The 17,236-nt window shown below is 69.2% G+C and carries 1 protein-coding gene; it reads left to right on the top strand.

Translation table 11 applies throughout. The annotated features are described in order from the left end of the window. The first annotated feature begins 9 nt into the window (after window positions 1-9). Window positions 10-17,217: a lonely Cys domain-containing protein gene (locus NE234_RS43555; protein WP_252787049.1), complete on the top strand. Its 17,208-nt coding sequence runs from the start codon at window positions 10-12 to the stop codon at window positions 17,215-17,217. The last annotated feature ends 19 nt before the right edge of the window (window positions 17,218-17,236 follow it).

The following is a 17,236-nucleotide window of genomic DNA, read 5'->3' as shown; positions in this document are numbered from 1 at the left end:
TGGTAAGCAATGTCGATCGTGGCCGGCGCATCGGCGGAGGGCGGGCGAATCGGGTGGCGCTCGTCGCGGCACAGTACGGCCGGCCACGGTAGGACCGGTTCTGGGGCGGCGGCGTGTGTACAGGTCACGCGGGGGCGGCGCCATGCCAATGGGACGATCACGCTGGAGCTCGAGGACGGGACCCGGGGGCCGGTCATTTCGCGGCCCACCATCGGCGCGGTCGGGGGCCAGGGCGTCGCTGGATTGGTGCCGGCGTCAGGGATGAACGCCTGGCGGGGGGAAATGGCCCGCCTGACGGCGTTCCCTGCCGTGATGCACACCGGTGTCGTGCCGGTTGTGGATGAGGCGGTCAGTGGGGAGGTGCCCGGCCGGTCCGGTGAGGTGGTCGGCAGACGGTCCGCCGCGGGCGGTGTGTTGTCGGCGCGGCAGATCGAGGACCATGCCGCTGCGGTCGCCGAGGAGGCCAGGAGGGCTGACGAGTCTCGGCCCGGCGATGTGGGCCTGCCGGCTGGACCGAATGGGTATTCCTGGTCGGTGCTCACTGGTTTGTCGGCTCGGTGGTCTTCGACACCGTTGCCGGAAGCCCGATGGCCGAGTGTGACCGCGTGGGAAGATCTTGTTGTTTCTCTGGTGCGGGCGGAGCCTGGTGCGCACGCTCATGTCTGGTTCGATCGTCGTGGCTGGATGAGTCACGGGATCGTCGTTTATCACAGCGGTGATGCGGGTCTTGTGCTGGTCGATCCTAATCAGCACGAGAACGCCGGCTACACGATTACGGCCGGTACCAAGAAGGTGAGCGACTGGCTTACTGAGCGGTTCGGCACGCGGGGAGGCTCTCCGCCGGTCGGTGCTCATGTGTTCTCTCTTGATGCGCAGGGTCGGCCGCTCGCTCTTACGGAGATGTCGACGTCGGAGCGGGCGGCGGCGTTGGAGTTGCTCCAGCTCGCCCAGGAGGAGCCGTCAGGCCACGCTGCCCCGCCCGCGCCGTCGGATCTGCCGCCGGCGGCGAGTGTTCCGGGGGCACATGGGTTCGCCGCCGCGCCGCCGTCGGTCGGCGAAGGCGACGCGGAGACGGTCGCGGCGGCACCTATCCATCAGGTGGTGAACCGGCCGGACGAGGGCCCACGACACCCCGCCCCGCCCACACCGTCGCCGGGAGCGCTCACACCGGAGCAGGGCGACTCGAAGCAGCCGGCGACGGAGTCGCCCGGCGAGGCCGCCGTAGTCGATGAGGGCGAGGGGGTGTTGGATCCGCGGGAGCGGTTGGAGGAGTGGCTGTCGCGGGTGTTGCCGCCGTATGAGGCGTTGGCCGGGGACTGTGTCCCGCGTTTGGAGGCTTTGTGGCGTGCTCGGCCCGGCGCCACGGCGGTGGCTCGTGATGACTTCACGGTCGGCTCGAGTACGCCGGAGGCGGCGCTGGCGGCGGCGACGGGTGGTGCGTGGCGGCCGGTGGACAGTTCGCTGGCCGGTGTCGCGGGGCAGGTGCGGGATCTGGGGCCTGGTGCGTACGCGCTTGTGTTGACGTCGCCGCCGACTGGGCCTCGTCACGGCTATGCGTTGCTGAATGAGGATGGTCAGCTGTTCTGGGTCGAGACCCAGGAACGACCGGGCTCGCGGGTACGGGCGTTCGAGGACGGTCCCCTGGTACCGGGGGTCGATACGCGGGCGATCGTGGTGGATGCGGCGGGGCAGGCGGTGCCGTCGGCTGGCGGCTTGACGCAGGCGGCGAGCACGAGAGACGCCTTGCTGACTCCGTCGACCGAACAGGCGTACGAGGCGCTGGGCCGGGAGCTGGAGACCGGCTTCCTTGTGCATATCCATGACGGCCGGACGTTCCCCGAGAACAGGGACGTGGTGCTGGTCCGCGACCGGTACCACGGGATCCTTCTGATGACCGACAGCTGGCAGGTGCACACCGCCGGCGGTCGTTATTTCGCGACGGAGGATGAGGCGCGTGCGTCGGGGCGGGGGCGGGTGACCCGCCTAGACGTCAAGATCATTGAGATGGTCATCGATCCGGAGGGGGTCATCCCGGGTCTGGAGGATGATCTGCCTTCCTCCGAGGACGTCAAGCGTGCCGTCCGGGAGATCATCGAGCGGCTGGGCGGGGCTGTGCCTTTGCGGAGCGGCGCCGGGGGGCCGGCCTTTCGAGGCACGCCTTTGAAGGAGTTGTTCTGGGAGGAGGACCGCTGGGAGTACGACGGGAGGCTGGCCGAGCACATCACCGTCATCCGGCCGCCCTGGCGGACGGACAGAGTTATGGCGCAGTTCACCTTGGACGTTCCGGTGACGCGGATTCCGGACTATTTGCTGTCCGTGGCACCGCATGCGGCGGCTTCGGCAAGGAAGTATCTGCCCGATGCTTTCACGTTCGCCAGGCGCATTGTGCGGTCGTACCTGGAGGACCGCCTAGGCGGCGAGGTCGGCCCGTTCGCCGGTCTGGCGATGGAGTTCGTGCCCGGGGTCGCCGCGGTGCGGGGGGCCATGACGCTGTTGGCCACGCATGCCCTCGCGGTGGCCGCGGCCTATCTGAGCGATGAGGGCGGCCTCCCCAAGAACAAGGTATTCGGCACGCTGCGTGACTCGTTCGGGGCCATCCGCGAAGGACTGCCCCAAGACCTTCAGGACTTCTTCGAAAGCCACGCTGCGGCGATCAGCGAGAAAGTGTGGGACCTGATCCGCACCCGGCTCGCCGACGAGATAGCGGACTACAAGCACCGACGGCGTGCGGCGGGACGTCCAGTGCGGCATGTCTTCGACTATCCGCTGCAGTATCAGCCCGACCTGACTTTGAGCGACTACGTCAGCACCCTGCTGCTGCCGCCGGGGCGGCGACTCGACGTCGGCCAGCACCAGGCGTTGGGCGTCCGGACCGCATTTCCGAGGCTGAGCAGCAGATTCAGGCGGGCTGCGGTCCGTCTGGAGATGCGCAATCTCACCAGGCAGCGTCGAATTTCCCTCGATGAGGGGGACGAACTGGCCGCGACGTACGCCGGGATCGCGCGCGAAGAGTACTTCGTGGCCCAGCGGATGAAGCGTAACGGCGCCACCCCGCAGGGCCTCGCCCATGTCGAGGCCTTGTCCGCGGCGGTGCGTGCGGTCAGCGCTCACCGGCCGGCCCACCCCGACGTGGTGTCCCAGGTCCGCGATTTCCTGGATGTCGCCGCACGTCAGGCCACCGAGCCGCTCCGCGCTCCGATCTTCCGGGAGCACGTGACCACGAACCTGCTCGCCGACGCCGCCCTGGCCCTGCACGGCGTCATGCGGTTCGGAGGTGGGTACGCCCCGGCCGCACTGGCGGCGGTCGAGGCGGTACGCGAGGCCGTCCTGGAGCACCTCGACCCGCGCCGCGGACAGACCGGTCGTCGAGAGATCCGGGACTTCCAACGGTACGCGGATCGTGCGGTCCAGGGCCTGGATGATCTGGGGCGGCAGACGCCTTCCGGCTCTGCGCGTTACGGCCAGGGGACGGATTGGACTCACGAGCTGCCGATTCGCCCAGGGCCTGGTGCGCCACCGGATCTGAGGCCGGCGGCGGGTGTCGCCCCCGAGGACCTGTATCCAGTGAATCCGGCGGCGAAGCGGGATTGGATGACCCGGGTGATGCGGGCCGCGGAGGGATCGGTCGGTTTCTACTGGTGGAGGGGGTCTTCCAAACCCGAAGTAGACGACGACGGATGGCGCATCTCCGAAGAAACCGGGAAGGGGGTGACCAACGATTTCGGTCGGTGGCTTCGCGGTAACGGTCCGGCGCCGAAGTGGGCGAGTACGCTGAATTGCTGGGAGGCGTTGCTGTTCACCGCGTACTGGTCCGGTGCTGTCGACAAGGCATGGCTGGAAGGCATTCACCAGCGGGCGGGCGAGGCGGCGGAAGACGCATACTTTGACGCGCTCGACTACGGCGCCGATGACAATATTGCCGACGCGGGTGCCCGCGATCTCTACTACCGGACGCTTTTTGAGCACATTGTGGCTCCGCCGATCACCCAGCACCGATTCGATCCGGACACGGGCCTCGTGGAGCCCGCAATCCCGCCAGGCCACCTGGTGTTCTTCAATCAATTTGCCCATGTCGCGCTTGCCCTCGACGCTCATGACGGCCAAGGGCATCAGGAGGTTCTGAGCCACTGGGAACATGAGCCGCCGGGTGAATCGGGCGAGGACTCCGATGATGAGATGGAGGATGTCGATACCGAAGGACAGCTGGAACGCTATCACGTCGGGGTATGGCCGAACTTCCTGCAGAAGGTTTCGCTGCCGGATCTGCTCGCGCAATTCGATACGCCGGTGACGATCGAGTCTGCGGCGCCGACGTGGTCGATGCCGGGCACCTCGGGTGCGGTCGCCGATGCCGCCGTCGACGTATCGGCGCCGGAGGACGCACAGGTGAGACCGGTAGCGGAGCCGGGCAGACGCGTCGCCTCTCCCGCGAGTCCGGATCAGTGGGCGCATCGGCGGTTCGACGCACCGGTGGCGAGAGTTTCCACGGAGCGGTTCGATCCGGGCGTTCCTTTCTCGACACCGGGAGTCGCGGGTCTGGATGGGACGGACACCCAGATCCGGGCGAATGTGCAGCGGATTCAGGCGGATAACGGCCAGTGGGTGCGTAACCATGTTGTGGTTCTCCCGGTGCGGCCGTTGTTCGGAGTGTCGGCCGATGACGTGGCAGAACTGGAGACTTCGCTGCAGCGGGGACTGGACGCCTATGTGAATCAGGGGTATGAGCTTCCGGGGTCGAAGGACCAGCTGCATGTCGAGGTGAAATTGGTCATCGATCCGGATCACGCGGAGGCCGTTGAGCTGCGGCCGGGCCGGACGAGTGATGCTCCTGATCTGGATTTGGAGGAACCGGGTACTCGGCATTGGGGATTGCGGGATTTCACGGTGGCCCTGCTGCATGAGGTTCTGCATTATCTGGGGTTGTCGGATGAGTATCGGGATGCGTTGGCGCTGTTCCGGCGGGCGGTGACGTCTCGCGCGGTCAAGTCTGACGGCATCATGGCGGGGGGTGTGTTCGACCCGTCGCAGCCCATGCCGCAGCGGTATCTGCGGATCATCGAGTCGGTGGTCGACGCGACGGCGGTGCTACGCGATTACCCGCTGGATGCTGCTTATGGGGCGGCGTTGCCTCCGAAGCGGGTGAAGGACACGGAGAAGGATGATTTGGGGGATTTGCGGCTGAACCCTGTGTGGTCGGTGCTGGGGGAGGTGCCGTCGTCGTTGCTGACGGGTAATCCGGGTGCGGTGTGGCTGTATACGGTGCGTCCTGATGGCCAGGTGGTGGTCGGAAGTGAGGAGCCGGGGTCGGTTTTGACTCCGGAGCTGTTGGCGGGGGTGCGTGAATGGGATCAGAGCCTGGCCGGGTTGGACGATGAGGCTGTTCGTGGGGTCATCAATGAGCGGTGGGGTGGGATCGGTCACGTCGGCATTGGGGCGGATTCCGCTGTCGATGGCCGTGCGGTGCAGGGTCTTTCTCGTGTATCGGGTGAGTTCCGGTGGGATGAGGGGCGCGGGCAGTGGGTGGTGAACGACAAGTCCGGTCGTTACATGAGCAAGGAGGTTCGCGGGGCTGTCGATCCGGGGGAGGGGGAGCGTTGGCTGGCGAACGTGGCAGCGCGGTTCAGCGCACATGTCGGGCAGGACGTCGGTTTCAAACTGGAGAAGAACGCAGCTGCACCGCCGGATGCCGCTGCGCAGCCTACCGCTGCTCCGGTTCCGGGCAAGGAGCCCGATCCGGCGCCCGACGCCTCATCGGCGCTGTACTCGGTGGTGGGCCGGCGGGATGACACACCGTCGCATCCCGGCCCGTCGGCGCCGGGCCGTGAACGCGTGGGCCCGGCCGTCGATGTGCCGGACATCGTCATCGTTCCCCCGGACGAGGAGGGCGGCGAGGACAGCGGGGACGGCGACGAGGACGGCACGCCGACCGTTCAGATCACCGGTACGACTGCGGGCCGAGCACAGCCCAGCGCCCTCGATGAACTGGCGGAGCTGTATCCGTCCGCGACCATGCCCACGCCGCCGCGTCCCCCGCTCAGCTTCTCCGATGTCGTGGCAGCAGATGACGTATGGAAGTACGTCATCGAAGCACGGCATCACGGCGCGGCACTCGCCGAACTCCCGTCAGATCCCGGCCATTACTACGACAGCCACCAGTCGCCCGGCTACCGGGCGGCGATGCTGCGTACATTCAACGAGGTCTTCGACCGCGAAGACCCGCTTCACCTTGATTGGAACACCTACGACGACCTTCACGACCTGGTCACAAGGGGCGTGGAAGGGGAGTTCGAACGTAATGGCGTCGGCACCAGTATGGGGCGCTTTCCCCTGAGAGCCGCCCGGCCCGCGCCGGACATCGTCGATGAGGTCATCGGCGGCCGGTCTCTCATCTCCTCCTACGATCAGGCTTACACATGGAGTAACACAGGGGAGGGCGCCGCCCCGCTGACCGTCTACCGGCGCCACCTTCTCGGCCAGACGTACGCGTATACCCTTTACGAGTCCGCCGAGACACCGGCCTTGGTCGATGAGATCTTCGACAGATTCCGCGCCGAGGTCTCCTCGGCGACCACGGACCTCGGTCGTCTGATCGCGATCGGCCGGACGATCCGCGCTCTGCATGTCCTGCACCCGTACGCGGACGGAAACCTCCGGCTCAACGTCTATGCGTTGTTGCCGTATCTGCTCCTGCGACACGGCTTCCACCCCGTGATCGACGACGACCTCCACGCGATCTTCAACGGCGGCTACTCCCTCCCCCAGATCGCCGCGGTCCTGCTGCGCGGACAACCCCAGACCGGCACGGGCGACCCGCAGGGGCATCATGCCGTCGTCACGATCCCGGATGGTTCCGTCGGCATGCTCGGTGGCGTCGACCAGGACACCGACGCCATCACCCCGGTCGAGCCCGGCACCGTCCTGGCGCCGGAGCCCGAGGAGTGGGAGCGGACGGGCCCGGGTTGGGATCCGGAGCTGCTCAAGCGGGTGAACACCGTGCTGGCGCGGCCCGGGTTGGGATGGAAACACGGGCCGGTGGGCGCGAAGACCGTGGCCCGCTACCACGACCAGTTGCCCGGCTCGTGGCGGAACCGGATCCGCCACGACCAGGGTGAGGCGATCGCACACCTGATCGCCAAGAAGGAACTGCCCGGACTGCGGGCCGGCGCGCCGGGCACGTTCCCGTACCAGGAGTACGCGGAACACGGTGGTTCGGTGGCGTACACCGCTCAGGCGGTGCTGCAGCGGGTGGCCGGGCCGCAGGCCGACCTGGCTGTGCTGGCGCAGCGGCTGCTCCACCTGGGGGACCAGGTTCCGCTGGACGCCCAGCGGTTCAACGAGCTGTACGCTCTGGTCGCCGCGGCCGACGGCGCCGGCCGGGCGGGGAGTCTGGCCGCGATCGGCGCGTACGACTTGGAGCGGCGGGGCGCGCTGGACGACGGCTTGCTGATGTACGACGCTTACGGGCGGCCGGTGGGCCGCGACTGGACCGGCACCGTACGCCGGGTGAACCTGGACAGCTATGGGGTGGTGGGCCGCAACGGGCAGCCGCTGGCGGCCGACCGGCCGTCGCCCTGGGGCGGCTACCGGTGGGCGGTGTCGATGTACGGAGGGCACCACCGCCCGATGGTGGCCGGCTCGGACGGCACCCGGCTGGCGCTCAACGACTGGGACGAGTTCGTCGAGCTCATGCGCCATGACCGGCACCGGCCGCCGCAGGCCGAGGTGATCATGATGTCGCAGGCCATCGGCGCCGGGACCGTGGACGGCCCGCGGATCGTGGCCGACGGGCTGGGGGTCAGGACCTGGGCGCCGGACAGCGGACTGCACCTGGCGCCCGACGCCGCCGGGACGGTGTGGATGGCTCTGGCGGGCCGGTCCGCCGCCTTCGTGCCCAGCGACCCGGGCTACCGCCCGTCCGACCAGCCGGGCGCGGTGCTGGACCACAGCGGTCGGCCGCTGCCGGACAGCGCCATCGTCTCGACCACCCTGGTCACCGAGGACCAGCAGCAGACCTTCGGCCGCGTCGTGATGTCCCACGACGAGCTGCGCAAGCGTTTCATCCGCGGGCGCCAGGTCGAGGTGCGGCACTTCAGCTACGCCGAAGTCGTGCGCGGGCCGGACAACAAGGTGCAGGTGGTACGCGAGAGCGCCCCGATGCCGCTGCCCTTCGAACCGAAGTACGTCATGGCCTTCCACTCCAACAGCACCGCGGCCAAGGTGCCCCTCGCCGATGGATCGAGCGGTGCCGCCTACCTGGAGGAGATGGCCCGGTACTTCAAGCGGCGTCCCAGCATGCAGGCGCTCGGGCCGGAGGACCTGGCCTTGGCGGACGGCTGCCATGTCGCCGCGTTCCCGGAGGGCCCGGAGCCGATCGACCCGCTGAAGACGCCGGCGGGCGGCCAGCGGATGTCCAACGCCTTGGGCAGGCCTCTGGCCGGCGCCAACGTTTCCACCCTCTACCGGCCGGCTGATCCCGCCCGGGGGCTGCCGGCCCGGTTGCTGCTGGTCACGAGCAACATTGATCGCCCCGACGACGCCTACTGGCTGACGTTCCGGCCTGAGCCGAATGATGAGGAACTGGCCGCCCAGGCGTACCAGCTGGGCGGGACGCTGGCTGCGGATCCGCGGGGACCGAAGCGGGTCCTGCGGTGGGTGCGTGCGTTGCGCCTGGTGTACGGACAGGAGTTCCGCCCGAGCCAGGAGACGTACACCGGTCTGATGCAGGGTTTCGCGGGGTTGGAGAGGCTGCGGGCCGTCGACGGCGACACCTCGCTGCTCACCTGGCGCCGGCTGGAGGCGATCGTGGCCCGCTTCTACGCTGTCCGGGGAGTGCCCCAGCCGCCGTTTGGGACGGCGTTGCCCCACGTGCTGGAGTCGGCCCGTGCCGCGGCTTCGGCAGGCCTGGGGCTGGCCCGGTTCCTAGCCGAGATACCGGGCGTGGACCATGCGGCGCCGGCGTTCGGTGCGGTGGTGGATGGTGCTCAGCGGCTGAACCGGCGGGGCGGAGAGCGGCGGTCGAGGCACGGTGGTCTGCGTGGGGGGTCGCCGGATCATGGGTTGGATCCGTTGGCTGCGGGGTGGCCGATCGGCCGTCCGCTCACCGTCATGGCACCTCGTCATGGCGGCCTTACCGAGGTGCCGGCCGATGAGGTGCCGGTGGTCGGTGGTAAGGGTAAATCCGCGGAGCGGTGGTTCACCTACGTGCGCCCGGCTCCGTCCCGTTCCGCGCTGCTCAGCTATGAGGTCGGTGACACGGGCAGGATCAGGCTTCCGGGCGGCGGGGAGTTGTCGCCGCAGGGGTGGGTGCGGTTTGGAGATGACTTCATCCACACACCGACGGGCGCCTACCTGCGAGGGGACAACGGCTGGATCGGTCAGGTCGCCAATGAGAACAGCCTCCTGGATGCCCTGGCCTCTCTGGACCCGGAGACCGGGCGGTACGGGCTCGTGGCGGATACGGCAGCCATGTACATGGTGCCGCTCGAGCAGAGTGGCATGGCCATCCGTATCCCGTTGACGGACGGCGGCGTCGGTCACTCGAATTCGGCGCAGTCGGAGCGCCATCCCGCTTCGTATGGACCGTCGAATATGCCGATCGTCCCGGCGCTGTTCGGCCAGGGGCGTCGAGACGGCCTCGTCTCGGATGCGGAGCCGAGCCCTGAGCCGGAGGCCGAGGCCGAGGACAACCCGTCGCGGCCCGCCGACCCGGTCGGGACGCAGACGCGAGTTCCCAAAAAGGTCCGCTTCGCCGACGAACCGACCGAGACCGAACTCGACTCCGAGCTTGAGCTCGCCCCCCGGCCCGAGGTCGAGCAGTCGCCCCCGCAGGGTGTGCAAAGCCGCCGCGACGATGGCGCGACGACGGCTCCGGCGGCGACGGTGCCGCAGCGCATGCCGATCGAGGACGTGCTCGAGCAGACGCGCGTGGTCGATGTCGACGGCCGTCCGGTGGCGGTCCTGCTGCCTGGAGCACCGGATGAAACCGGGCTGGAGCCCCTCATCGCCAGGATGAGGGGTCTGGCCGGCGTGCTGCCCGAGGGGAGTGTGTTCGTCTTCGGGACCGTGCGGGACGGCCGGGTGATGGCCGGCGAGCGCGAGGTCACGGTGGAGGCGACGGCGGCGGTGATCACCCAGATGGCGCCGGGCCTGAACCCGTACTTGCTGATCAACGGTGGCGCGGGTGTGGCCCAGCCGTTGTCGCGCGTGTTGGACCGACCGGTCGTGGCCACTCCGTATCGGGTGGAGTTCGATCCGGTCACCGGTGACGTGACCTCGCGTCGCTCAGGTGACACCGCGGCGGGCTCGAGTCCTGGGGACGAGTGGTTCCGCGTGTTCTCCCCCCTGGGCCCGGTGGAGGGCGAGCCGATCGTCCCGGCGCTGTTCGGCCGGGGGCGCCGCGACGGCCTCGTCTCGGACGCGGAGCCGAGCCCTGAGCCGGCCTCGTTCACCTCCGCGACGCCGGAAGGCGGGGAGCAGCCGCTGGAACTGCCCGGGCTGCCGGAGCCGTCTGTTCCGCCGGAGGCATCCGCTCCGCTGGAGGAGGGGGCGACGCTGATCGACGCGGATCCGATGATCCGTTCGATCGGCGTGCCACGTGTGGGCCTGCCGCAGATGCCGGCGCTGCTGCGGCGGGTCCGGGAGGCGCTGGGCGAGGCCGGGGCGGAGTTCACCGAGAACGAGCTGGCCCTGCTGACGCACCGGTTGCTGTCCAATTACCGGTACCTCGGCATGCACGACGCGGCCGGAGAGACGGGCGACAGCGGTCTGCAGGTGCCGATCGGGAACGCCGAGGTGCTGTTCACCCTCGATGCCACCGATCCGCACGAGGAACAGAACCCGGCCGGTGCCACGCTCACGCCGTCCACCCTGCCTGCGGTGGAGGGGGAGCACCAGGCGGTCGGCACCATCAACTCGGTGTTCGCGACCGGTGCGCACGCCCAGTCGCAGAGCGGGCAGCTGGGTGCGACTCGTGGCGCGCTCTCGTTGAACTTCGGTGTCCCCCTGGCGCCGGGTGTGACCCTGCGGTTCGGCGGTTCGCTTTCCGGGACGGCCAACCAGTCGAACCGGTCCGACACGCACATCGCCGATGCCGAGGGCGGTCACGTCGAGGACAACCGCACCGAGCACAAGCTGATCGCCTACACGGCGAAGTGGTCGTTCAAGGTGCGTACGGACCCGGAGAAGACCTGGGCGCAGACGCCCGTCCAGCGGCTGGACGACCCGACCGACGAGCGCCTGTTCCTCTGGATTCCGGACCACTATCTGGAGAAGGCCCCGTCGGACCAGGTGATCGCGACCGGTGAGGCGGTCAAGGTCAAGAAGCTGCCGTCGTACTTCTCGGCCTCTGGTCTGACGAACCTTCCGCGGTTGTTCGACGAGATCGCGGCGCTCTTGCGGGAGGAGGGGCTGCGGCTGCCGATGGGCAGTTCGATCCGTCAGGAGTTGCTGCAGGAGCTGTGGAACCTGGACATGCACCTGGACGCGGCGGTCAACACCGCTCGCGGGTACCGGTTCTGGCTGCACAGCGAGCATGGGCGGCCGGTGGCGGCGGTGGCGGTGCGGTCCGAGCGGCTGGCCGATGCCCCGCGGGTCGGTGCGAGCAGCGACAAGTCGCACATCGAGAACGTGCGGACCGCCATCGACGGCTGGAGCGGCGGCCACAACATCGGCAACAGCAGCGGTCTGACGTTCCCGAACGTCGAGGTCGACCTGGGGGCACCGCTCCGGAGGCTGAAAAGGGCCGGCCTGGCCATCGCCACCTACCTGCGCTACGGCTCGTCGAACACCGACGGGATCTCGGCGGGGCGGACCGGCCTGCACGTGCTGGTGCCGCGCGACACCTCGCACACCAACGCGTACGCCATGTCGTTCACGCATCGGGCGACGGTCAGCGTCCGCGGTGACGAGGGCGAGCGGGCGCCGAGGACGACCGGCCCGGTCCCCGGCAGGGCGCTGGTCCGGGTGCCGGAGGCGGCCGCGTACGAGCACGGTCTGTCGGTCGACCGGGAGGCGCTGAAGAACCCGCCGGCCCAGGGCGGCACCGTGCCGTACGAGCCGGACGCGATCCGGGGCACCGGCCGGGGCCGGAAGGACCCGGACACCAAGCCCGTGCCGCACTACGTGGCGGAGGGCAAGGGCGTCGGGATGGGCCTGGTCATGGTGGCCGAGGAGACCGTCGAGCGGGTCCGGGACGTGCTCACGGCCGAGCTGTCCGGGACCGGGTTCCTGCCCGCGGACGGGGCCGACCCGTTCGAGGGGTACAGGTGGTACGGGCACGGCAACAAGCTCGACAGCCTGGTGGACAACGAAGAGCTGTTCGACAAGATGGTCTCCAGCCGTGGCCTGGACTCCCACTATGACCAGATCCACCAGGACGGCATGACCTTCACGCTCCGCAAGCGCCGCGGTGGCATGGGCGTGGACTGGGACGTCGATTCGGCGAAGGTCACCATCAAGGCGCGGAAGAACCCCGAGCACCCGCCGGAGTTCAAGCGCAGTACGGACGAGTTCCACACGGTGAACCTGGCGATGGGCATGGACAGCGCGGGTACGTCCGTCGGCCACTCGCGGCAGGTCGCGTGGGGTTTCAAGTTCAAGGGGCTCTTCCAGGCGCTCAAGACGGCGATGATGGGCGTCGAGTTGCAGCGGAGCGTCGGTGCCTCCGACGCGGTGGGCTTCCTCAACAACCGTCCCGAGCTGCTGGAGTACCCCGGCAAGGTCGACGAGTTCGCGCTGACCAGCGACTATGAGATCACCGTCGAGTACCAGCACTCCGGTGTGCAGGGCCGGGTCCGCAAGGGCGTCCGCGACCCGGACCCGATCAAGGTCGAGAACCAGACCGCTCTGGCGTACCTGCTGCCGCTCGGCACCGAGGAAGGCCCGGTAACGGACGGGCCGACGCCGGCCGGGGTCCTGGAACAGGGTGTCGTCTACTTCGTGGACACCACCGGTGTCCGGGACGCGGTCTCGGCGCTGGGGCGGATGACCGATCCGGCCGGTACGGCGTCTGCGGCGCGGGACACCTTCACGAGCACGATCGAGATGCGGGCGCATCTGAAGGAGATCCTGAACCGCGAGTACACCACCGACCGTCCGTTCGAGCCGGGCATCTTCCGCGACACGTTCGGTGCGATGGACATCCGGGGCGACCTGGGCCCGACGAGGTTCACCGGCGCGACCGGTGACAAGTTCGTGCTGGGCCTGATCAAGCTGTTCCTGGGCCAGAGCAGCCTCACCGACTCCGGCTCGGTCGGCTGGAGCTGGGACCAGCTGGACGTCGCCGCCGGCGACACGGCCGGGCTCGCGAACCTCACCGGTGAGACCGACCTGAACCGGCACTGGCAGCACAATCGGTCGCAGACCTCCGGGCGCACCGGCGGCAAGGAGCTCCTGCAGCTCAACTTCAACCGCGTGTACTCCTTCGAGACCACGGTGGACTTCGCGGTCTCCAGCCGCCGGGAAAAGCACGCCAAGCTGCTTCCCGGCAGTTCGGCGCACCACACCGAGCACATGGATCCCCGGACCATGGTGTTCCTGCTGCCCGAGCCGGAGGCGCTGACCCAGTACGCCGAGGGCCGCCTGCCGATTTCGAATGGTCAGCTCAAGGACGCGATGCTGCGCTGGCACACCGGCAGGCTCAAGCTGAGCGGTGACCTGGCGGCGAAGATCCTCATGCGCTGGAAGAGCGAGGCGCCCGGCCTGCCGAAGGACGTACGGGTCTCGCGGGGGAAATTGGGGCGCTCGCTGGTGCGGATGCACACGACGGGTGCCGCTCCGGTGCTGGACGCGCAGGTCAGGGAGCAGTTCAACACGGCGTTCGGGCACAGCCTGCGCGATCCGTACGACCCGTACCTGCACCCCCGGATGCCCGCCGACGTCGTCGCGTACGCCGAGGGCCGCGCGCCGCTCACCGACCCGCGGCTCGCCGAAGTGCTCAACGACTGGCGGAACGGCAGATTGCGGCTCAGCGGCGACGTGGTCGCCCAGACCCTCATGCGCTGGCACGACGAGGTCCCCGACCTGCCGGCCGGGATCAAGATCAACCGTCCCTCGCTGGTCGGGACGCTGGCCGAGCTGCACACGCTCGGCGGAACGCCGATCACCTCGCTCGAGGTCCGAGACCGGTTCAACGACAGGTTCGGGCAGAAGCTGGGGAACCCGCGGCGGCCGTACCACTTGATGGAGCTGCCGGAGTACCTGACCCGCGACGATCCGGGTGGCCGGTTCCTGGGCCACTCGGGCGTCTATGAGCTGAAGTATCCCGATGGGCTGACCACCTACGACATCGTCCGGGAGGAGATCGAGCGGGTCGCGCCCGGTCTGCTGGCGGCCGGCGCGGAGATCTGGAACGGCAAGGGCCGCCGCGTCGGCCGGATGCAGGGCGGCGTCGATGCGTTGCAGGCGATCCTGGCCGAGGGCCGCGACCAGGCCATGTGGGAGGAGTTCCTGGCCAAGGGCGGCTACTCCCTCTACCTGGTCAACCCGGTCGGCTGGTTCCTGACCGACATCATCGAGGTCAACCTGACCGACGCGCTGACCTCACCGCCGGACGTGCACGACTACCGGTGGAACACCGGCATCGAGGTCTACTCCCACGGGTACGTTCCCACGTCGAAGTCCACGTCCCGGGACGGCTCGCAGTCGTGGATGTTCGCGAAGCTGTCTTCGGGCGGCGCGCACGCCAGCGGCCCGGCCGACCTGAGGACCTCCGTGGGGCACCACCGCGGCACGACCCGCGCGGAGAACGCGGTGTCGGAGCAGACCGTCTACGACTGGGCGAACCACTACGCGGTGCGGTTCACCCACGAGCTGACGGTCACGGTCCGGCGGCTGAAGATGTCCGGCCGGCCGCTGAACAACCTGCTGCTGTCCGGCCTCGACACCTGGACCCGGCACGGCGCGGTGGCCAAGACCACGGTGGCCGGCACGCTGGACCTCCAAGTGCCGCACGCGCTGGCGGAGGCGGGCAGGCTCCGCGGCCCGCAGAACGTCCGTGACCTCGTCCCGCTGGGCAAGCTGCCCGGCAACGCCTACGTCACCGGCGTCGTACTGGACGGCCTGCTGCCCGCCGCCCGCCAGCTGATGGGCACGATGTTCGGCCCGCACTGGTACGAAAAGGCCCTCGGTGCCCGGGCGAACGATCCGAAGACGCGCTCCAGCCTGTCGTTGCCGACCCTGTTGTCGCGGTCGCATCTGACCAACCACCTGCGCAACGCCATCGGTGGCGAGAAGTACAAGGTGGCCGACAACCTGTTCATCCCCGGTCACTCCAGCGAACGCGCCACGATGTGGCTGCAGGGTGACCTGTTCGACGCGCAGGTCATCGGGCTCATGGCCGACGGCGGTACCGGCACCGGCCGGTACATCAAGCACCAGAGCGGCACGACCGCGAACAACAGCTCCGACCAGGCCCGGGTCACCGCTGACTACGCCGTCGGCGGCAGCGGTGCCCTCGACCATCAGCATCCGGACCGCAGCTGGGGACCCACCGACGCGGGTAGCCGGGTCACGTCGGTGAACCAGAACAGCGCCGGCACCGTGAACTACCGCCGCGAGCAGCACGCCAAGGAACTCGGCTCGACGCTGCTGGTCCGTATGCGCGGCCAGTTCTGGCTGGAGGCGCAGAAGACCCGGCACCACCTGTTCCGCAAGGCCCACAATAAGGGCGGCCCGCTCCGCAGCGACCCGGTCACCGGCGACGTGTACGTGGAGATCTTCGAGGCCCAGTACCGGCAACTGCTCGCCGACCTGGCCGAGAACCGGAAGCAGGCCGAAGAGGTGTTGCGGAGGCGGGTGGACCCAGAGGCGTGGCAGGGGCTGGACACCGCGCCCCGCTTCGACCTGCCCGCGCTGCTGGCCGACGCGGCGTACCAGGATTACACCGCCTCGCGCGCCCACCACAGCATGGTCACCCAGATCCGCGAACAGGCCGGCGGCGACCGCCCGATTGTGCTCACCGTCGGTCCGGACGCGCAGACCCGGCAGTACCGTGCGACGCTCGAGTGGGCGGTGCGGACCATGACGGCCGATCTGCGCTCGGCCTACGAACTCGACCCCGGCGCTCTCATGATGCTCGGCGAGTACGAGGAACGGCTCACCAGGACCGACGACCGGCTGACCGACGGCCTGCCCCACTCCGTCGAGGAGGAGATCACCGACGTCATCGCGGAGGTCCACCGGGTCCACGCGCTGCGCCGGGACAACAGGGCCGGCGCCCCGGCCGCGCTGCCGCCCGAAGCCGCGATGTTCGCCCTGGACCCGGTGTTCGTCGCCCGGGACGTCGCACACGAACTCGGCGCGCACCTCCGGCTGGACGTTCATCAGCCCGACGGCGCCGTACGCAGCCACTGGGCGGACCCGGCCGGGCGCGTCTACGCCTTCGACCCCGCCACCTTCGATGACGCCGTCCTGACCGCCGACCAGGCGACGCGAGCCGGACTCTGGACCGACGACCTCCGGCGTCTCGCGGTGGCCCACGGCTTCGACCCGGTCGACCTGGCACGTTTCTACCGCACCTCCTGGCAGCGCGGGCAGACTTTCGCGCAGGCGGTCACGACGGCGATCGCCGAACGCCGCGCACACCTGGGCGCGGTGCGTCCGTCGTTGCCCGGCCTGTTCGACCGGGCACTGGAGGCCGTCGCCGGATGGCAGGAGGCGGTCGCCCGGCTCGAACCCGAGCAGGCCACCGTGGAACGGGACCGTGCTCGCGCACGAGCCGAACTCACCCGCGTCACCGACCGGCTCGGCGGCCTGGAGACGGAGCGGGTCCGGCTCGTCCTGGACGGCGATCCGGACCCGACCGCGCAGGCCCGGATACGGGACCTGATGTCGCCTCTGGAGGCCGAACGCGACCGGCTCCAGGGAGTGCTCGACGGCCACGACGCGGCGATGGCGCTGCTCACCGGGCGTCTCGAAGACGCGCGCGGATGGGCCGCCGAAGCCGAGCAGTTGCTCGACGACCTGCGCGCCATCCGGCACGACACCACTTCCGCCGGTCAGGCACGGTGGACGGAGCAGGCCGTACGGGCCGCCGGGGAACGACTGACGGCACCCGCGACGCCGTCCGCCACAGGTCCGTCGGTCGGCCCTCAGACCACCGAGGACCTCTCGAGATCTGAACAGGGAGATCACGGGGACGAGGTAGTGGGCACTATCGATTGGCGCAAGAGCAGCATAAGTCGCAGCGAGCACTGCGTTGAGGTGGCGGTCGTCGAGTGAGCGCTCCGGCGTGGCGTAA

It is taken from the genome of Actinoallomurus rhizosphaericola, assembly GCF_024055675.1.
In the GTDB taxonomy this organism is placed as follows: Bacteria; Actinomycetota; Actinomycetes; order Streptosporangiales; family Streptosporangiaceae; genus Actinoallomurus; species Actinoallomurus soli.
Note: the sequence above shows the minus strand (reverse complement) of the source record. Positions and strands in the feature narration are given on the sequence as shown.

Coding starts and splice junctions, on each gene's coding strand:
- NE234_RS43555 (WP_252787049.1), top strand. CDS start 10: ATGTCGATCGTGGCCGGCGCATCGGCGGAGGGCGGGCGAATCGGGTGG.